This window comes from Kosmotoga arenicorallina S304, assembly GCF_001636545.1.
GTDB classification, from domain to species: domain Bacteria; phylum Thermotogota; class Thermotogae; order Petrotogales; family Kosmotogaceae; genus Kosmotoga_B; species Kosmotoga_B arenicorallina.
Genome location: NZ_JFHK01000017.1, coordinates 17,621 through 35,677 on the forward strand (window position 1 = coordinate 17,621; position 18,057 = coordinate 35,677).

Below are 18,057 nucleotides of genomic sequence, written 5' to 3' on the forward strand. Positions count from 1 at the left end.
AGCAGGCAGTGATATGCCAAGGGAAAAGCTAATCGAAATGGGTTCAAAAGCCCTTACCAATTCAGAACTTATAGCTATCCTTCTTAGAACAGGTTCCAGCGAAATGGACGTGCTTGAATTGAGTCAAAAATTGCTAAAAAAATATGGTTCCCTTACAAAGCTACTCGCTGCGGACCTTTCTGAATTTTCTTCCATAAAGGGCATAGGCCCTGCCAAAGCGGTAACTTTAAAAGCTGCCCTTGAAATCGGGAACCGGGTATTCAAAGAAATTGCCTCAACTACCAGGAAATCTTTACGAGACCCTGAAAGTGTTTATTATCTCTGCCATGATATGACCCTTCTTGAAGAGGAAGCAGTGCGTGTTATAAGCCTTGACAGCAAACTGAATCTTTCAGGATACGATACTATAAGCCTTGGAACGATTGATAGCTCACTGCTTCACCCCAGAGAGGTCTTCAAACAAGCTATAAAAAAGGCAGCAGCGGCTGTCATAGTTGTTCATAACCATCCATCTGGCGATCCTACGCCAAGCATCGAGGATATAAAAATAACTGAAAAACTCTCCGAGGCTGGTAAAATAATAGGGATAAAGCTCCTTGATCACGTTATAATAGGCAAAGGGAAATATTACAGTTTTAGCGCTTCAAAATCCTTTGATGTACTGGAGGTGCAACATGTTGTCGCGCGAGAAGGCTATGGAACTTATAAAGCAACACGTTAAGAGAAAGAATATTATAAAGCACATGTTGGCAACAGAAGCTGTAATGAGAGAATTTGCGAAAAGGTTTAACGAAGATGAAGAGCTCTGGGGAATTGCCGGGCTCTTGCATGATCTTGATTATGATTATACTTTTGAATCACCGGAAAAACACGGCTTTATGACCATCGAATTGTTAAAAGACCATGATGTTCCAGAAGAAGTCAAAAATGCCATTCTGGCACATTGTGAGCACAAAAAACGCGAAAAACTTATTGAGAAAGCGATTTATGCAGCGGATCCCGTAACGGGTTTTATTGTAGCCGCAGTTCTTATCAGAAAAGGTACAAAACTGAAAGATCTGACTGTTGATTTTTTAAAAAACCGATTTAAAGAAAAGAGTTTCGCAAGAGGCGCAAGTCGTGAAAATATGTTAAGTTGCGAGGAATTTGGATTGTCTCTTGATGAGTTTCTTTCTCTATCATTAAAAGCCATGCAAGGAATTTCAAAAGAGCTCGGGCTTTAATAGAAGGAAAGACCTAATTTTATCGAAAGGATGATAAAAATGGATTTGAACAGAAAAATCACCGACGAAATCCGTAGATTTAAAGAGGAGTATCATTTTCAGGAAAGGGAGATTCTGGAAAATATCGATCTGTCAAAATATATAGACCACACTCTTCTGAAGCCAGAAGCTACACCAAATATGGTAAAAGAACTTTGTGAAGAAGCCATTGAGCATTCTTTTTTTAGTGTTTGCGTCAATAGCGCGTTTTTGCCATTGGTAAACGACATGCTAAAAGGCTCTGAGGTAAAAAGAGCTGTCGTAATAGGCTTTCCACTAGGTGCAGTATCCACAGATGTGAAAGTTTTCGAAACAAAATGGTGCCTTGCTCAGGGTGTGGATGAATTTGATATGGTGATAAATGTAGGTTATCTTAAAGCCGGACTTTATCAAGAAGTATATGACGATATAAAAGCCGTTGTCGAAGCTTCAAAGGGGAAAACTGTAAAAGTCATCATTGAAACCGCATTGTTAACTGACGAGGAAAAAATAGCGGCATGTGTAATCGCAAAAGAAGCTGGGGCACAGTTTGTAAAAACTTCCACAGGTTTCAGCAAAGCAGGTGCAACAGTTGAAGATGTATCTCTTATGAAGTTCGTTGTTGGAGAAAAAATGAAAGTAAAGGCATCTGGCGGAGTACGAACAAGGGAAATGGCCCTTGCCATGATCAAAGCCGGTGCTGATAGAATTGGCACGAGTTCGGGAATAAAAATTGTCAACGGATAAATCTGGATAAGGGGGATGATCTTATGGATTTATGCACTCTTAGCGTAAAGGAGTTTTTAAAGCGCGTTGCCGAAAGGTCGCCCACTCCGGGCGGTGGAGCAGTTGGCTGCGTTGTTGCATCCCTTGCAGCTTCTCTGGGAGCCATGGTTGCAAACCTCACAATCGGCAAGAGAGGTTATGAGGATGTTTCGGACCAGATGGAATCCGCCCTTGAAGTATGCGAAAATGAAATGACCTATCTCTGCGATCTCGTCAACAAAGATGTTCAAGCTTTCGATCAGGTCATGTCAGCTTACAAACTTCCAAAGAACACAGATGATGAAAAAGCTGTTCGCAAAGTAAAAATTCAGCAAGCGTTGAAAACCGCTATTGAGGTGCCCTTTGACCTTGCAAGAAGAGCCAAAAATATCATCATCAATCTCGAGAGAGTTGCCAAATGGGGAAACTTGAATGCCATTTCAGATGTTGAGAGCGCGTCACATCTTCTTCTTGCTGTTTATTATGTGGCCAAGGCTAATGTAACGATTAACATGAAGAGCCTGAAAGATGAAAAATATTCAGAATGGATAAAGGAGGAAATGGATCACATCGAAAAGCAAATCAAAGGAGCTCACGAAAGGATTATAGATGTGATCACGAAAAGAAATGGTTGAATACACACTAATCAAGAAGGATCCAAATTCCCGTGCCCGCCTTGGAAAGCTGAAAACACGGCGCGGGATAATCGATACTCCAATATTTATGCCCGTTGGTACCAACGCTACTGTAAAAGGAATATGGCAGCATCAACTTGAAGAAATCGGTGCGCAGATAATTCTTGGCAATGCTTTTCATCTTTATCTAAAGCCAGGCCTTGAAATCATCCGCGAATTCGGTGGTTTGCACAGATTCATGGGTTGGGACAAGCCCATTCTTACTGATAGCGGAGGTTTTCAAGTATTTAGTATAAAAAACAAGAAAGTAAGTGATGATGGAGTAATGTTTAAATCTCCAATAGATGGTTCTAAGATTTTCATGACACCGGAACTTTCGATGGAAATACAGATGACACTTGGCTCTGACATAGCAATGGCCTTTGATGAGTGTGTAGCACCGGAGATGTCCAGAGAATATGCCGAGAAATCGGTTAAACGCACCACCGAATGGGCCAAACGTTGCCTTGCATATCACGATGGGTCTCAAGCTCTCTTTGGAATTGTTCAGGGAGCTTTTGATAAAAGCCTTAGAGAACAAAGCGCTGCGGAGATTACTTCCATGGATTTTGACGGTTTTGCAGTTGGTGGGCTGAGCGTTGGTGAACCTTTTCCAATCACAAAGGAAATTCTTGAATATACTGTTGATCTTTTGCCAGAAGATAAACCAAGATATCTTATGGGAATTGGAAGCCCTGACCTCATCATTACTGCCGTTGAAAACGGAATAGATATGTTCGATTGTGTTCTTCCAACAAGGATAGGGCGACATGGCACTGCATTAACCTGGAATGGTAAAATTAATCTGAAAGCAGCTAAATTCAAGCACAGTAAAGAGCCTATCGATAACGAATGCAGCTGCAAAGTCTGCCAGCATTATTCAAGGGGTTATATATATCACCTTTTTTCAAGGGATGAAATGCTTGGCAAATTGCTCGTGAGTTATCATAATATACATTTTCTACTTGAATTTACAGGAAAAATTCGTGAAGCAATAGCATCCGATACCTTCAAAGAATTTAAAGAGGAATGTTATAACAGTGGTCTAATAAAAAAAGAAGTTCTGTTGCCAGAATTATAGAGCAAAGAGGTGGTCTCATGAAGAGAACCGCATTATTGTTAGTGTTGTTAGCAACCACATCGATATTATTTGCCTTTGACCCTTTCCTTGTTCAAACAGGAGGGAATCAAGCCCTTGCGCGCGGTTATTGGGCAAGCTACGGAAGCCCATCAGACCTTTACGGAATATTGTTTCATGGTTTTTCCCCGCAGGTACTTGAATATCGAAGGAGTGGAGAAACAACTTATGAGCGTGAGCTCCACCTGGCACTATATGATCCTTCGGATGGCGGTATGGCCGGTATTTTAGAATATGTTTTTGATGTTGGTTTGGTAGGAAATTATAGGGCTTTAAGCTATCTGGTGTCTTCCGGTTTAAATCCCGCAACAAACTTTGGCACCAAGATACAATTTGAAGTTGAGAATATTACGAGCCCTCCAACAAACACCTATTGGTTATCTATCAGCGCAGGCATCACTGGCATTACGCTTCCTTATCTTGAATATATTGCCGCTTTCAAAAACGCTGTGCTATGGAGTAGCAGTTCAACGGCATTTGCAGAAAGACTCGATGTTCTTGTCGGTTTAAGATTGGTTTTTGACCTGTTCCACATGGGCTTTGAAGTGGGGACAAGAAATGGTATGAATGTCAGATATGCCGGTGTTTCTGCCGAACTGCAGCTGTTTCCGGGATTTATGCTACGTGGTGGCTTTAGCTACAATGCCGATCTTAACTGGGAATATTTCGACCGTGTTGTCGGCGGGGGAATAGAGTTCAAAGCTGGAAAGATGAAGTTCTCCGCTGGCTTTGGAGCGAATTTAGATAATACTATTAGAGATAACAACATAGACATTCCCTTCATGTGGGGTGCTACATTTTGCGGTGAATGGTAATAGCGGTGAATGGAAATAAAAGTGTCAAACTATAAAACAAAGAGCGCCTCCTGAGAGAGGCGCTTTATTTTGGAGCGGAAGACGGGATTCGAACCCGCGACCCCCTGCTTGGCAAGCAGGTGCTCTACCGCTGAGCTACTTCCGCCTGCTTAATAATGCTACAAGAGTGACGTTTTGGTGCGAGAGGAGGGACTTGAACCCTCACGAGCTTTCAAACTCACTGGATTCTAAGTCCAGCGCGTCTGCCAATTCCGCCACTCTCGCTGGTGACCCGCGAGGGATTCGAACCCTCGGCCCCTTGATTAAAAGTCAAGTGCTCTGCCTGCTGAGCTAGCGGGTCTCCTTGCCAGAGCTTCTCAGCGCCGGCAAGAAAATTATAGCATTGAAAAGCCAGCTCTTCAAGAGGGGCAGAAATTAAATTTAGTTAAATCACTTATTATTTTACTCAAAGACTGGTGTTACGCAATATCACCCAATTCATATTGCAACCTGTAAAGGTCATAATAAATACCACCGAGCTTTATCAGCTCTTCATGGGAACCCTTTTCAACCAATTCACCTTTGTGAATAACAAGAATCCAATCGGTGTTTCTAATGGTGGAGAGCCTGTGGGCAATAGTAATAACTGTTTTTTTGTGTGAGAGCTTCTCCATGGCTTCCTGTATGATGGCTTCTGTTTCTGTATCTATGTTTGCCGTTGCTTCATCAAGAACGAGGATATCAGCGTCGTAAAGAACCGCTCTTGCGAGTGCTATCAACTGGCGCTCTCCCGCGGAAAGCGTTCCGGCCCTTTCAAGAATTTTCGTTTCATATCCCTCGGGAAGACGCTTGATAAATCGCTCAGCACCTATATACCTTACCACTTCATGAACCCGTTCTTTTGATATGCTGCTATCAAACAGCCTGATATTATCGAGAACCGTACCTGAAAACAAGAATACATCTTGTAGCACGAGCCCCAACTTCTTTCGAAGGCTTTGAAGGTTGTAGTCATAAAGCGAACGTCCATCAATGAAAATATCTCCCTTTTGAATCTTATATAATCCATTCAATATGCTTATTATAGAAGTTTTACCTGCGCCAGTTTCTCCAACGATCGCTATTTTTTCACCGGGGTTTACTTTGAATGATATATCTTTCAATACGTAATTTTCGCTATCGTAGGCAAACCACACATTTTTAAATTCAAGCTCACCTCGCAAAGATGTTACAACCGGCCGGTCTTCATTGTAGATCTCTTCAGGTTCATCCATTATCTTGTATATCTTCTCAGCTGAGGCGAGGGCATTCTGGACAATGTCGTATTTTTCGGCAATATCTCTCAATGGCCTAAAAAACATTTCGACATAGCTTGTAAAGGCATACACTACTCCAAATCCCACTCTTCCATCAAGAATTCCTTTAGCGCCAAACCATATGATAGCTGCAATTGCGAGATAATAAAGAAGATCCATAAGAGGCCTGAATATCGCAAAGACCATGAGCTGTTCAATCAAACTCTTATAGTGACTCTTGTTTACGTTGTCGAATTCCCGGGCTTTTCTCTTTTCCTGATTAAATATCTGAATCACTGGCATACCTGAAATGTGTTCAGCCAAAAAAGCGTTGATTATAGCAAGTCGTGTCCTGACTTTTCTGTATGCGATACGGTCAAAATACCTGAAAACAAGCGTGCTAACGAGTATAAGCGGTAAAATGAACAGCGAAATCGTTCCAAGATAAATTGACATTCTGAGCATAACAATTACAATACCCACCAGCAGAACGACATCTTTAACCAGCGATGTTATAACACTGCTAAAAAATTCTGCAAGATTTTTTGTATCGTTTGCAATCCTTGTAGAGAGCCTTCCGCTTGGTGTGGTATCAAAATAACGCATAGGCAATTTCATAACATGCTTAAATAAGTCCATTCTTATGTTATGGGTTATCTTTTGACCCATATAGTTGGTAATATAGACTTGAAGGTAAACAGCTCCAAACATGGCTATCAATACAAGCAACATGTAAATGACAATTTTAGTGAGCCCATTGAGATCTGAGACCCTAAGTTCTTTTAATGTTTCCGGGCTTACACTATAACTGCTTTCGCCATCAGTGATCACATAGCTTCCATCTTCTAATTGCTTTAAGCGAAAGGCTCCTTCCGGGTCGTTTGTTATGGTAAATTCACCGTTTGCAGTTTCAACTGAATAAGCATGGTCTGCATTCATGTAGTCATCAATAGCAACTTTGGTGAGATATGGGAAAACAAGATCCAGACCAGCAGAAGCAAAAATCAAGATAATACCCAGAACGAACAGCCAGGTATATGGCTTTACATATTTCCATAACCTCTTAATTATCGACCAATCTTCGACCTTGTGTTTGCTTTCAGTTTCAGCATAAACACTTTGAGGCATGTTATTCCTCCTCTAATTTCTCTTCGAGCAACTGCCGTTCATACATTCTCTTGTATAAACCGCCCTTTTCCATCAGAGTGTCATGGGCACCGCTTTCGATTATTTCACCATCATGCAACACGTAAATTATGTCAGCATCTCTCACGGCTTTTAGCCTATGAGAAATGACGATAACTGTTCTTAAATCGATTCCTTCTCTGAGGGAAGAAATGATTTTAAGCTCCGTTTCTGTGTCCACTGCGGAGAGGCAGTCGTCAAGAATGACAATCGGGGCCTTTTTCAAGAGTGCTCTGGCAATTGCGATGCGTTGCTTCTGCCCTCCTGAAAGAGTTACACCCCTTTCTCCAACCATTGTTTCATAGCCTTCAGGGAAGTCATTCTCTATGTCGGAATGGATTGCCGCAATAGAAGCATAGCGAATGATTTCCTCATCAGATGCGTTTTCGACCCCAAAAGCAATGTTGTTCTTAACTGTTTCTGAAAAAAGGAATGTCTCCTGAGGAACATATGCGATATTTTCCCGCAAAACGGCTGGGTCAATGCGGTTTATGTCTTTTCCGTCAATAAAAACCTTTCCTTCGGGAATCGGGTATAAGCGTGTCAAAATCTTCGCAAGTGTAGATTTTCCTGAACCCGTTGTTCCGACTATTGCAATCTTGCTTCCAGCCGGAATATGAAGATAAACATCTTTCAGAACGGCATCTTTGCTGTTTGGATATTTGAAAGTAAGTCTGTTAATTTCTATGTCTCCGGTAAGTTTTTCAACCTTTGCAGGATCTTTGGTAATGATATCGGTTTCTTCATTAAGCAATTCCTTCAGACGGCTATAAGAAGCGCGACCACGCTGTATAATATTAATTAGCCACCCGGTAGCCATCATTGGCCATATGAGCATACCAAGATAGGTGGTGAAAGTAACAAATTCCCCCAGGGTCAGCTGCCCGGTGATCACTGCTCTTCCACCGAAAGACATTGCAATAACATAACCAATAGACGCGAGCAATTGAATAAGCGGGAAAAACATACCCCAAACACGGATTAGCGAGATATTTTTTTGAACATAGTCGTCGGATTTTGCATACATCATCTCATATCTTGATTTTTCCTGTCCATAGCTTTTTATAACCCTTATCCCGGAAACGCTTTCCTCGGCAGAATCTGTCATTACCGCAAAAGCAGCCTGAACCTTTTTGAAACGCGTATGTATTAATCTTCCAAAAAAAGCGGAAATCAAAGCAAGAGGTGGTAAAGGAATTATAACAATCCATGTGAGCTTCCAGCTTATCAAAGAACCCATTGCAAATACAGTTACCAGAGTCATAAATATGGCATCCACAGACATCACTATTGCAGGACCCATTGCTCTCCTGACAGCCGCCACATCATTCGTAAAGCGTGCCATCAATTCACCGACTTTAATGCGGTCGTAAAAGCTTGCTGGTAAAGACAATAATTTTTCAAATAACACTTTTTTTGAGTAATACTCAAAGCGTCTTGCACTGCCCATGATGAAAATTCTCCAGAAAAACCTGGAAATAAATATCCCGAGGGAAACGCCAATTATTGCGTATAAAGATGTTTTTAGGACGCTAATATCTTCCACGCCGGTCTTTAGCCTATCGATAATATTTCCAATTATTCTGGGGGATACAAGCTGAAGCAAATCAACCAGTATAACAAAAGACGCCCCCATCAAATACATCCACCAATATCGGCGTATAAAACTTTTTATCAGATTTACCACCCCATTGGTAAGTTTAGCTTACTAATTTTAGCATACGAAGAATTCATTTTCTTTAACAATTTTACCATCTATGATGTTATTATTAGGCATGGTGAGCTTATGAAAAAACTGTTGGTAATTGGAGTGTGCATGCTTTTGACATCAGCAGGATTTGCGTTATCCGAAAGCTGGTTAAATGAAAAAATAGGCCTTGTACTTTCCGGAGGCGGAGGACGGGGTGCTTATGAAATAGGCGTCTGGAAAGCCCTGAGTGATCTTAATATTCATGTTGGCGGCATTTACGGTACATCAGTGGGTTCAATAAATGCTGCAGGAATTCTTATGGGTGATTTTAAAATGCTGAGAGATATTTGGCTTTCTATGAATTATGATGATGTTATGGATGTATCACCCGAAGTCAAAAAAATTATAGAAGGAAACCTTTCAAGTCTTTCAGCAACTGATATTGCCAGGGCCATGAGAAGTCTTTTCACGGGGATAGATGTAACCCCTTTGCGAAATGAATTAAGTAAACTAATTGATGAAGAAAGAGTGAGATCTTCAGGCGTTGACTATGGTTTGGTAGCATATTCGTTGAGCAAAATGAAACCGACTATGCTTTACCTTGAAGACATTCCAGATGGGCAACTTGTTGATTATATACTTGCCAGCTCAAATTTTCCGGTGTTCAAAAGAGAAACCTTTGGCGGGGAGCGGTATATTGATGGAGGCATTTACAGTAATATCCCCATTGAGCTTGCGATAAATCGTGGCTACAAAAAGATAATAGCAGTGGATATTGGAACATATGGCTTAACGGATATCCTGAATTTCCTTGGTCGTTACAGAAACAAGTCGGAAATCATCTTTATAAAACCAAGAAAGCACTTCGGAACAGTGTTGACATTTGATCCTGAAGTCAGCAGGAAATATTTGCTGGAGGGATATCTTGATACACTGAGAGTTTTTGGCATTTTGAAGGGAGAAAAGTATTATATTTTCAGCACTGAAGATATATTCAAGGAATTGTTCATGTCCCTTTCAGCCGAATCTATCGAGGAGCTTTTTGGCGTATTGGATCTGCATTACTCAAATACAGCGGAAAAAGAGTACTTATATAACATGATATTCCTTCCCTATTTGGAGTCTTACACGGGAATTTTTGGAAAGCCTTCATCAGATACTTCATATATCCTTTTGGAACAGCTCGCATCTTTTTGGGGGATAGAATGGCTGAAATTATATGATTCTTATGAGTTGCTGAAAGAAATAATAATTCGGGGCGAAGCGGAAAGCAATTTAAATATCGTGCAATCTTTTTTGAAAAACCTCCGCTATAAAAGACTTTTTGAAGGGCTCAAAATCTTATTAGATAAAGGAAAACCGCTTCCAAAAAAGGAAAAATACCTGGAATTGAAGAAGACCCTGGAAGAGCTGGTTACAATAGATTAGAAACATATGATATTTTGTGCTGTATAATTTATGGAGCCGGAGGTGATGATATGGCTGGTTCTTACAGAAGGCAAATGCTCGAATCGGAAATCCAGAAAGTTCTTTCAGAAGCTTTGAGAAATTACAAAGGAGCCGGTATCGACGCTTCGCTTTTGAATATTGTAAGAGTAGAGCTATCGAAGGATAAAAGATACGCAAACGTTTTTGTGAGCAGTCTCATAGATTCTATGAAAAAAGAGGAAGTTGTAAACTGGTTTGAAGAGAACAAGGGATATCTTCGAACAGCAATTGCAAAAGCGATCAGGCTCTTCAAAGCACCTGAGTTGAGATTCAAGGCAGACATAGGGATTGATGCGAGCTTAAGGATATCCAGGATTCTTGAGGAAATAAATAAAGAAAAGGGAGAGGAAAGCGAATAATGGCCTCTGGTTTTCTTTTTATAGACAAGCCTGACGGGATCACATCGCATGATGTGGTTAACATAGCCCGAAAAAGGTTAGGAATAAAAAAAATCGGCCACTCGGGAACACTGGATCCCTTTGCAAGCGGTTTGCTCATTCTTGGTGTTGAAAAAGCAACAAGACTACTTGAATACATAAAAGACTTCGAGAAAACCTATAACGTAAGGATGAAGCTCGGAGTAGTTACAGATACATTTGATATAACCGGCAAAGTAGCAGAAGAGCACTCGACCTGGAAAGACCTAACTGAAATAGAAATTGTTGATACACTTAAAAGCTTTGAGGGTGAATATCTTCAGGTGCCACCCGCTTATTCTGCTAAGCGTTATAAAGGAAAGAGATTGTATCAGCTAGCCCGTGAAGGGAAAATAATCAACCTCCCCCCCAAAAAAGTTAAGATCTTTTCCATAAGTAATATTGAAGTAAATCATGATAATGGTGAGGTTGCCTTTAAAGCAAAAGTCTCTTCAGGAACTTACATAAGATCTTTGGTTATGGATGTTGGATATCAGTTAGGTTGCGGTGCCACTACCACTTATTTGAGGAGAGAAAAAATAGGCAATTTTTCTGTCCATGAAGCAATAGCGCCTGAAGAAATCTCTTCTTTTTCGATAGTAGAACCCGAAAGGGTATTATCCGGGTTCCTCCCTTCCATTATTGTTACAGAAGCTCAGGGAAAAGCCGTGTTAAACGGCCAGCAAATTTGGCTCAACGGATTGGCGGGCATTGATGGGAAGTTCAAAAAGGATGATCTGGTTAGAGTTATAGATGAAGAGGGTATCTTCCTGGCCATTGCAAGAGCTGAAAGGGATTCCAGTTTTATACGTAAGCTCTTTGAAAAAATGGAAAATCAACGTATAGCAAAACTAATAAAGGTTTTTGGTGATTAGTAAATGTTCGTTGCGTGCATAGGTACTTTTGATGGCGTTCATGCAGGCCATAGAAAAATCATTGATGAAGCTGTCAACCTTTCCAAAAATCTAAAAGCAAATAGTATTGCCATATCCATGATTTATCCATGGCAATATTATTTTCCGAATTTTCCCGGACTTATCTATCCGGTTTCCCAAAGAATTGAGCTTATCCTTGACACAGGCATAGAAGATGTAATAACAGTGAACATGGCAGAGATAAAAGATATTGAACCGGAAGATTATATAAGCTCGCTCCTTTCACAAGGCTTAAAAGGTCTGGTTGTTGGAGAAGATTTTACCTTCGGCAAAAATGCCCGCGGAGATGTAAAAATGCTATCGAGAATGGCAGCTGATTATGGATTTGAATTGAAGACAATCCCGAAGCAAACATATCAATCAAAGCGAATTAGCAGCAGCTGGATAAGGGAAGCGATTGCCCGCGGGGATATCAAATTGGCTGGGAAATTATTGCAGAGACCTTATCATATATTCGGCCAGGTTTATAGGGATCAGGGTTTAGGAGGCAAGCTTGGATTTCCCACTGCGAACATATCGAGAGGAGAGGATAAACTTGTCCATCCCAGATCAGGTGTTTATATTGTTCGCTCAATAATTGACAACGAAACGGTTTTTGGGCTCCTGAACGTTGGCTTTCGCCCCACTATTAACCCTTCTGAAGAAGTCAAATACGAGGTCTATTATTTAGATTTTGAAAAAGAGCTTTATAGTAAGGTCATTGAAATGGATTTACTTGAATATTTAAGGCCTGAACTAAAATTCAATACGCTAGATGATTTGATTAAAGCAATCAAAAGAGATGAAAGAATAGCAAGAGCATGGATTGCCAAACATCTATCAAATCAAGGAGAGAAGGAAATCGAGAATTTCTGAGTGATAGATTTCTTTTACATCTTGATCCCTGAAAGGTTCGTGTTTAGAACCTTCAAAGCACCGAATTTTCTTCTCAGTTTTTAACTTGTTATAAAAATCTTCTATCGCTTCTGTAGAAACGACTCTATCTTCAGAACCATAGGTTAGCATAACAGGGCAGTTGATGCTATCTACTCTTTCCCAAGAAAGGCTTATCTGCTTTTCCATATCAAAGAAAAACCTCACCGAAATCTTATCATGAACGCTGGGTTCCATTTTATAAAATCTATTTGTCTTGTCATCCTTCGAAATCTCCGACGGATCTATTCTATTGCTAAATCTCAGGAAAGGAACTATAAAAGATAACGAGAAAAGGATGAAGTATAAGCTTTTAAGTTCATTGCGGTAAGACATCAAAGGCGGGGAACTTAAAATGGCTGCTCTAAAAAGTGATGGATATTTTTCAAGAAGCCTGATAGAAGTCAATCCACCAAGGCTATGCCCGAATAAGAACAGATTATTATCAGGAATTTCAAAATTTGCCATATCAGCAAGCATCTTAATACGCTCAACATATTCACTGATGCTCTTCGCTGCACCATAAGGAGCAGAATCTAAACCATGTCCGGTATTGTCAGTAGCATAAACAACAAAGCCATTCCTGCTAAGAAATTGCGCAAGATCTTCATATCGACCGCTATGTTCACCCAAACCATGTGCAATTATTACCTTGCCTTTTGTGTCACCAGAAGCCTGCCATTTTCTAACAAACATTCGTTGCATCCCCCTTTAAGTCCCCGGTTATTATATTTATTATACTTTTGAAAAGAAGATTTTCAAAACCCGGTATTTACAAAACAGAATTGGTATGATACGATAATTACGCTTGGCCCCATAGGATAACGGCTAGTCCACCGGATTCTCAGTCCGAAGGTCGGGGTTCGATTCCCCGTGGGGCTGCCAAAAAAAGCCCTTCACATGAAGGGCTTTTTAATTTAATAATTGCAGAAAAAAAGAGAGCCATTGGCTCTCTTTTTATTGGTGGAGTCGATGGGATTCGAACCCACGACTTTCGCCTTGCGAAGGCGACGCGCTCCCGACTGCGCTACGACCCCACGCAAAATTATTATAACTTACAGCTCAAAAAAGGTCAACGCAGCAGTTCTTTTTTGAAGCTTGTCCCGTTGCGCATTAAAGGCACATTGAAAAAATCCAAAACTGTTTGGCCAAGATCAGCAAAGGTCTCTCTTTCACCGAGATTCACATTTTCTTTGAGTCTCTTTCCGTAAATCAGCAAAGGGACTTTTTCACGTGAATGGTCCGTTGAGGGAGTGGTTGGATCACAGCCGTGATCTGCAGTGATAATTAGCACATCATCCGGTCCCATAGCAGCCATTATCTCTGGTAATCTCTGATCAAATTCTTCCAGGGCTTTGGCATAACCAACGGGATTATTTCTGTGACCGTATTTCATGTCATAATCAACCAAATTCGTGAAGATAAGCCCATTTTCCACAGTTTTCAAATACCCTATTGTTTTATCAATACCATCGTTGTTGTCCTTGGTCTTGACATATTCGGTAATTCCATGCCCATCGTATATGTCTCTGATCTTCCCCACTGCATAAACGGGAATCCCTGACTTCACAAGACGTTCAAGCGCTATTTCACCTTCCGGTGGAAGGGAGTAGTCATGTCTGTTGGGAGTTCGAGTATAATTTGGCCATTCTCCTACAAAGGGCCGGGCAATAACCCTCGCCACTTTATAACCGCTTTTATCAAGGATCTCTCTGGCTATTTCACAGTATTTATATAGCTCAGGAACCGGGACAATCCCCTCGTGTGCGGCTATCTGGAAAACACTATCTGCTGAAGTATAAACAATTAGTGCTCCGGTATCCTCATGGACTTTTCCCAGCTCTTTTATTATCTCCGTTCCGGATGCTGGTTTGTTTCCTATTACTTTTCTTCCCGTAGCCTCTTCAAAGGGTCTAATAATTTCTTCTGGAAATCCCTCCGGAAACATGTCAAAAGGCTTTTCAAGGACGATTCCCATAAATTCCCAGTGTCCAGTAGTAGTGTCTTTTCCCGGGCTTTTTTCAAGCATTTTGCCAAAGGCGCCCAGAGCCTTTTCAACCGGTGGGACTCCAAGGATTTCGGTAAGGTTGCCAAGGCCTAATCTCTGGCAATTGGGCATGTTCAGTCCACCAACAGCTTTTGAGGTGTTTCCCAAAGTGTTAGAACCTACATCTCCATAAACAGCCGCATCAGGCATTTCACCAGCGCCTACGCTATCAAGAACAATAATAGTTGCTCGCATTTTATCACTCCTATTTTTATTTCTTACCATAAAATGTTATCATGCTCCCTGTATAATTAGAAGCGAAAAACATAAAATCAGTTCAGGAGGGAAAGATATGGCATTGTTTCTTGCGGTTATCTTCATCTCTGTAAGGATATTCAACATTTTTTTGAACGCTCTTAATCTTATCCACTCAACCGGCACAAAAGCGAAAATACCGGTATTTCTCTCCTCAGAGATTGACAATACAGAGTTTCAAAAATTCAAGCGTTATAACAGAGAAAAAATATTGCTTTCGATTTACTCGGATATTCTGGATGCTATATTAACAACATTATTTCTTTTTTTGGTTTACCAAAAACTGGAATCACTTTCAAATGTTACTGATAGCCAGATCTTTAACGGACTCCTATTTTTCGTTTTTATCGGGATCATAGATTTTGTGATATCCCTTCCCTTTTCCCTTTACAATAACTTCTCCATTGAAAAGCGTTATGGATTCAATACTATGACAGCTGGGCTATATATAAAAGACCTGCTCAAATCAGTCGTATTGAGTGTAGTCATTGCTGGTCCTTTACTAGCAGGTTCTTTATGGCTTTTATACAATGTCAACAACTGGTGGATACCGTTATCCGTAGGAGTTTTAGTTGTTCAACTTCTTGCAGGCTGGATTGTGCCTACCCTTATTATGCCACTCTTCAACAAATTCACTCCTCTTGAGAATGAAAATCTTAAAATGAAGCTCGAAGCTGTTGCAAAAAAAGCAGGATTTAAGGCCAAAAAAATATATGTGATGGATGCATCTAAGCGCACCCGGCATTCCAACGCTTTCTTTACCGGAATAGGAAAGAGTAAGAAGATTGCACTTTTCGATACTTTAATAGACAGCTGCAATGAAGAAGAAATTGAAGCCGTCTTTGCACATGAAGCTGGTCATTATGTCAACAAAGATACGATAAAAAATATATTTATAGGGTCTTTTTTCTTGATCCTGATAACATACTTGCTCTGGATATTTATGAATAGCCAGATAGCTCAAAATTACTTTGGAGTACGTGAAAAATATACTGTCCTTCTATATGGGATTATATTCATTGGAGCCCTTTTCTCATTGGGGCGCGGATTTTTGAATGCCCTCAGTAGAAGAGCAGAGTTCAAAGCTGATAGTTATGCGGCTAAAATAACAGGTAAACCGGAAAATTTAGCAAATGCTTTGAAAAAAATCCACAAACTAAATATGTCGAATCTGAACCCTCATCCAATTTATGCATTTTTTAACTATTCGCATCCAACTCTTGAAGAAAGGATAAAAGCGCTGACTAAAAGCTGATATTCTTTTAAGAATTGAGATTCGAGAAATGGTAACCGGGACCCGAGACAAAAATACAGAGAATGCGAGAAATTAGATACCGAGTTATGAGAGAAGTGCTATGGTTTAAAGTGCGCAGTTTTTATAGCTGAATTCTATAAAGTTTCAAAATAGTGAACACGCCTGTTCCCTCTTGACCATTAGTGATTTATAGTGTATTATAATTAACGACGTTCTGGCCCCCATCGTCTAGCGGTCTAGGACACTGGCCTTTCAAGCCGGCGGCAGGGGTTCAAATCCCCTTGGGGGCGCCAGAGGTGGAAGCGTAGCTCAGTGGGAGAGCGCCTGCCTTACAAGCAGGAGGCCACAGGTTCGAACCCTGTCGCTTCCACCAGATGGAGCGGCGAGGTAGCTCAGATGGTAGAGCAGTGGACTGAAAATCCATGTGTCGACGGTTCGATTCCGTCCCTCGCCACCAGTCCATCCCCTGACTCTAGCCCTGCGAATGCGGGGCTTTTCAATTTATGCAAGGTGTAAACACAGTAAATTTACAGTATTTACACAGGAGGTGCTATGGTGAATATTGACAGGGTAGTGGAGAAGTATGTTTCCGGTAAAAAACAGGCATTCATGCTTTTCTTTACCTCCCTTGAATGGATGTTTGTTGCTGCCGGGGTAATGGTTCTGTCATTGACACTTCCGGATATCTTAAAAGAATTACCAGATGCAATGTCTGTAAAAGGAACAATTGCAAGTTCAGTTTTCGTAGGTATGCTGATCGGTGCATTTAGTTCTGGTCTTTTTAGCGACCTTTTCGGCAGGAGATGGGCAAATATTTCCTATTTGATTATAGGGACTTTATTCACTTTCTTGACAGGTTGCGCTAAAACATCCGGAAACTTCATTACTTTCCGCCTTATTTCCGGCATTGGATATGGTGGGCTGCTTCCTGTTGTTAATGCCTATCTCACTGAATTTACAGCCATTAGAATTCGTGGAAGATTTCTTACTCTTCTCGAATCAAGCTGGGCTATTGGAAGCATTCTTATGGGGCTTTTTGTGGTATTTACATTGGGTACGCTGGGTTGGCGTTGGTCATACTATGGGTTGTCAATAATTTCAACTTTATTGCTTATCATTATTTTTTCACTTCCTGAAAGTCCTAAAATCGCTTATCTAAAGAAAGGCAAAACAGGACTTGAAAAGGTTCTTGGTGCAAAAGTATCAGAAGAGATTGAGATTACCAAACGTGTGAAAGTTCCGTTGCTGAGCTTATTTGACAGGGAATACCTTTCACAAACCATCATGGTATGGACACTTTGGTTTAGTGTCAGCTTTATATATTATGGCCTATTTGTTTGGGCACCAAAGATATTCAGCTCAAAGGGAATAACTGCTCATAGCTCGCTTTGGTATACGTTTTTTATGCTGGTTATGCAATTACCGGGGTATCTGCTTGCAGCATATCTCATTGAAAAAATCGGCAGAAAAAAGAGTACGGCTTTCTTTTTCATTGGTACCGGACTATCTGCTCTTCTTATGGCAAGTGTCGCTTCGCAAACTGCCCTGATATTTTCCAGCATTGTAATTTCAGTTTTTTGTTTAGGAGCCTGGGGAATGGTGTATGCCTATACACCAGAATTGTATCCAACAAAGATGCGTGCGCTGGGTAATGGCTCTTCCGGCGTTATGGCGCGAATAGCGGGTATCCTGGCGCCATATTACACGGCTTTAGTTATGGACAAGACGAATTCAATAACCGTGGTTATGATCCCCATGGCAATTATGGCATTCATTTCAGGGATCCTCGCCCTTGCAATTGGGAGAGAAACAAAGGGAATACCTGTTGAATAAATCAAGGGGCACTCGGGAACTATGATACATACTATTAAAAGTAAAAGAGGATAGGAATGTTTCGAGAACCGAGAAGTGGTAACCGGGACTCGAGAGCCAAGAATTCCAAAAACAAAAACTTTTAAGTAAAGGAT

General features: G+C 40.8%; 16 protein-coding genes and 8 tRNA genes. 16 read left to right on the forward strand and 8 right to left on the reverse strand.

The window, feature by feature from the left end; translation table 11 throughout:
* The first annotated feature begins 13 nt into the window (after window positions 1-13).
* Genes radC through AT15_RS07390 form a run of 6 tightly spaced genes read left to right on the forward strand, consistent with a single transcriptional unit; the run spans window position 14 to window position 4,633 of the window.
* Window positions 14-721, forward strand: a complete 708-nt coding sequence (gene radC / locus AT15_RS07365; RefSeq protein ID WP_084251622.1) for a RadC family protein — start codon at window positions 14-16, stop codon at window positions 719-721.
* Window positions 675-1,223 (forward strand): HD domain-containing protein, encoded by a 549-nt coding sequence (locus AT15_RS07370; protein ID WP_068347955.1) that lies wholly within the window; start codon window positions 675-677, stop codon window positions 1,221-1,223. The genes radC and AT15_RS07370 overlap by 47 nt, the downstream gene beginning before the upstream one ends.
* A 39-nt stretch (window positions 1,224-1,262) precedes the next feature.
* On the forward strand, window positions 1,263-1,988 hold the full coding sequence (gene deoC, locus AT15_RS07375; protein ID WP_235598531.1) for a deoxyribose-phosphate aldolase: 726 nt from the start codon (window positions 1,263-1,265) through the stop codon (window positions 1,986-1,988).
* A gap of 23 nt (window positions 1,989-2,011) precedes the next feature.
* Complete coding sequence (locus AT15_RS07380) at window positions 2,012-2,641, forward strand: cyclodeaminase/cyclohydrolase family protein (protein ID WP_068347959.1); 630 nt, start codon at window positions 2,012-2,014, stop codon at window positions 2,639-2,641.
* Window positions 2,634-3,761 (forward strand): tRNA guanosine(34) transglycosylase Tgt, encoded by a 1,128-nt coding sequence (gene tgt, locus AT15_RS07385; RefSeq protein WP_068347961.1) that lies wholly within the window; start codon window positions 2,634-2,636, stop codon window positions 3,759-3,761. Before AT15_RS07380 ends, tgt begins: the two co-directional genes overlap by 8 nt.
* 17 nt (window positions 3,762-3,778) lie before the next feature.
* Entirely contained in the window at window positions 3,779-4,633 is an 855-nt protein-coding gene (locus AT15_RS07390; RefSeq protein ID WP_068347963.1) for a hypothetical protein, read from the forward strand.
* 70 nt (window positions 4,634-4,703) lie between these two features.
* Here AT15_RS07390 and AT15_RS07395 read toward each other — a convergent pair.
* The 5 genes from AT15_RS07395 to AT15_RS07415 all read right to left on the reverse strand — a co-directional run bounded on the left by AT15_RS07395 (window position 4,704) and on the right by AT15_RS07415 (window position 8,728).
* Window positions 4,704-4,778, reverse strand: a tRNA-Gly gene (locus tag AT15_RS07395).
* 30 nt (window positions 4,779-4,808) lie between these two features.
* Window positions 4,809-4,897 (reverse strand) — tRNA-Leu (locus tag AT15_RS07400).
* Window positions 4,898-4,973, reverse strand: a tRNA-Lys gene (locus AT15_RS07405).
* A 118-nt stretch (window positions 4,974-5,091) separates the two neighbouring features.
* Window positions 5,092-7,035 (reverse strand): ABC transporter ATP-binding protein, encoded by a 1,944-nt coding sequence (locus AT15_RS07410; protein WP_068347966.1) that lies wholly within the window; start codon window positions 7,033-7,035, stop codon window positions 5,092-5,094.
* Between the two features lies 1 nt (window position 7,036).
* Window positions 7,037-8,728, reverse strand: coding sequence for an ABC transporter ATP-binding protein (locus tag AT15_RS07415; protein ID WP_235598532.1), 1,692 nt, complete (start codon window positions 8,726-8,728; stop codon window positions 7,037-7,039).
* 150 nt (window positions 8,729-8,878) lie between these two features.
* Between AT15_RS07415 and AT15_RS07420 the strand changes: the two genes are divergently transcribed.
* Genes AT15_RS07420 through ribF form a run of 4 tightly spaced genes read left to right on the forward strand, consistent with a single transcriptional unit; the run spans window position 8,879 to window position 12,476 of the window.
* The gene (locus AT15_RS07420; protein WP_084251613.1) at window positions 8,879-10,210 is read left to right on the forward strand and encodes a patatin-like phospholipase family protein; all 1,332 of its coding nucleotides are present in this window, start codon (window positions 8,879-8,881) and stop codon (window positions 10,208-10,210) included.
* Between the two features lie 50 nt (window positions 10,211-10,260).
* Window positions 10,261-10,629 (forward strand): 30S ribosome-binding factor RbfA, encoded by a 369-nt coding sequence (rbfA, locus tag AT15_RS07425; RefSeq protein ID WP_068347972.1) that lies wholly within the window; start codon window positions 10,261-10,263, stop codon window positions 10,627-10,629.
* Entirely contained in the window at window positions 10,629-11,561 is a 933-nt protein-coding gene (truB, locus tag AT15_RS07430) for a tRNA pseudouridine(55) synthase TruB (protein WP_068347974.1), read from the forward strand. Before rbfA ends, truB begins: the two co-directional genes overlap by 1 nt.
* A 3-nt stretch (window positions 11,562-11,564) precedes the next feature.
* Window positions 11,565-12,476 (forward strand): riboflavin biosynthesis protein RibF, encoded by a 912-nt coding sequence (ribF, locus tag AT15_RS07435; protein ID WP_068347976.1) that lies wholly within the window; start codon window positions 11,565-11,567, stop codon window positions 12,474-12,476.
* On the opposite strand, the gene AT15_RS07440 is transcribed toward ribF, so the two are convergent.
* Window positions 12,441-13,229 carry an alpha/beta hydrolase gene (locus AT15_RS07440; protein WP_068347981.1) on the reverse strand — a complete coding sequence of 263 codons (789 nt, stop codon included), beginning with the start codon at window positions 13,227-13,229 and terminating at the stop codon, window positions 12,441-12,443. The genes ribF and AT15_RS07440 overlap by 36 nt on opposite strands.
* Before the next feature lie 114 nt (window positions 13,230-13,343).
* Between AT15_RS07440 and AT15_RS07445 the strand changes: the two genes are divergently transcribed.
* Window positions 13,344-13,418, forward strand: a tRNA-Glu gene (locus AT15_RS07445).
* A 76-nt stretch (window positions 13,419-13,494) separates the two neighbouring features.
* On the opposite strand, the gene AT15_RS07450 is transcribed toward AT15_RS07445, so the two are convergent.
* Both AT15_RS07450 and AT15_RS07455 read right to left on the reverse strand, forming a co-directional pair.
* Window positions 13,495-13,570 (reverse strand) — tRNA-Ala (locus AT15_RS07450).
* Between the two features lie 35 nt (window positions 13,571-13,605).
* Window positions 13,606-14,775: a phosphopentomutase gene (locus AT15_RS07455; RefSeq protein ID WP_068347989.1), complete on the reverse strand. Its 1,170-nt coding sequence runs from the start codon at window positions 14,773-14,775 to the stop codon at window positions 13,606-13,608.
* Window positions 14,776-14,872: 97 nt separating this feature from the next.
* Here AT15_RS07455 and AT15_RS07460 point away from each other — a divergent pair, with 97 nt between their 5' ends.
* The 5 genes from AT15_RS07460 to AT15_RS07480 all read left to right on the forward strand — a co-directional run bounded on the left by AT15_RS07460 (window position 14,873) and on the right by AT15_RS07480 (window position 17,923).
* Window positions 14,873-16,090: a M48 family metallopeptidase gene (locus tag AT15_RS07460; RefSeq protein ID WP_068347992.1), complete on the forward strand. Its 1,218-nt coding sequence runs from the start codon at window positions 14,873-14,875 to the stop codon at window positions 16,088-16,090.
* 217 nt (window positions 16,091-16,307) lie between these two features.
* Window positions 16,308-16,383, forward strand: a tRNA-Glu gene (locus AT15_RS07465).
* Between the two features lie 5 nt (window positions 16,384-16,388).
* A tRNA-Val gene (locus AT15_RS07470) sits at window positions 16,389-16,463 on the forward strand.
* 8 nt (window positions 16,464-16,471) lie between these two features.
* Window positions 16,472-16,547, forward strand: a tRNA-Phe gene (locus AT15_RS07475).
* A 95-nt stretch (window positions 16,548-16,642) separates the two neighbouring features.
* A complete protein-coding gene (locus AT15_RS07480; protein ID WP_235598533.1) occupies window positions 16,643-17,923 on the forward strand; it encodes an MFS transporter in 1,281 nt (426 codons plus the stop codon).
* The last annotated feature ends 134 nt before the right edge of the window (window positions 17,924-18,057 follow it).

Bases quoted from the DNA above. Each gene is read 5' to 3' on its own strand.
- AT15_RS07420 (WP_084251613.1), top strand. From the start codon at position 8,879: ATGAAAAAACTGTTGGTAATTGGAGTGTGCATGCTTTTGACATCAGCA.
- radC (WP_084251622.1), top strand. From the start codon at position 14: ATGCCAAGGGAAAAGCTAATCGAAATGGGTTCAAAAGCCCTTACCAAT.
- AT15_RS07440 (WP_068347981.1), bottom strand. From the start codon at position 13,229: ATGTTTGTTAGAAAATGGCAGGCTTCTGGTGACACAAAAGGCAAGGTA.
- rbfA (WP_068347972.1), top strand. From the start codon at position 10,261: ATGGCTGGTTCTTACAGAAGGCAAATGCTCGAATCGGAAATCCAGAAA.
- AT15_RS07380 (WP_068347959.1), top strand. From the start codon at position 2,012: ATGGATTTATGCACTCTTAGCGTAAAGGAGTTTTTAAAGCGCGTTGCC.
- AT15_RS07415 (WP_235598532.1), bottom strand. From the start codon at position 8,728: ATGGGGGCGTCTTTTGTTATACTGGTTGATTTGCTTCAGCTTGTATCC.
- tgt (WP_068347961.1), top strand. From the start codon at position 2,634: ATGGTTGAATACACACTAATCAAGAAGGATCCAAATTCCCGTGCCCGC.
- truB (WP_068347974.1), top strand. From the start codon at position 10,629: ATGGCCTCTGGTTTTCTTTTTATAGACAAGCCTGACGGGATCACATCG.
- AT15_RS07370 (WP_068347955.1), top strand. From the start codon at position 675: ATGTTGTCGCGCGAGAAGGCTATGGAACTTATAAAGCAACACGTTAAG.
- ribF (WP_068347976.1), top strand. From the start codon at position 11,565: ATGTTCGTTGCGTGCATAGGTACTTTTGATGGCGTTCATGCAGGCCAT.
- deoC (WP_235598531.1), top strand. From the start codon at position 1,263: ATGGATTTGAACAGAAAAATCACCGACGAAATCCGTAGATTTAAAGAG.
- AT15_RS07390 (WP_068347963.1), top strand. From the start codon at position 3,779: ATGAAGAGAACCGCATTATTGTTAGTGTTGTTAGCAACCACATCGATA.
- AT15_RS07460 (WP_068347992.1), top strand. From the start codon at position 14,873: ATGGCATTGTTTCTTGCGGTTATCTTCATCTCTGTAAGGATATTCAAC.
- AT15_RS07455 (WP_068347989.1), bottom strand. From the start codon at position 14,775: ATGCGAGCAACTATTATTGTTCTTGATAGCGTAGGCGCTGGTGAAATG.
- AT15_RS07410 (WP_068347966.1), bottom strand. From the start codon at position 7,035: ATGCCTCAAAGTGTTTATGCTGAAACTGAAAGCAAACACAAGGTCGAA.
- AT15_RS07480 (WP_235598533.1), top strand. From the start codon at position 16,643: ATGGTGAATATTGACAGGGTAGTGGAGAAGTATGTTTCCGGTAAAAAA.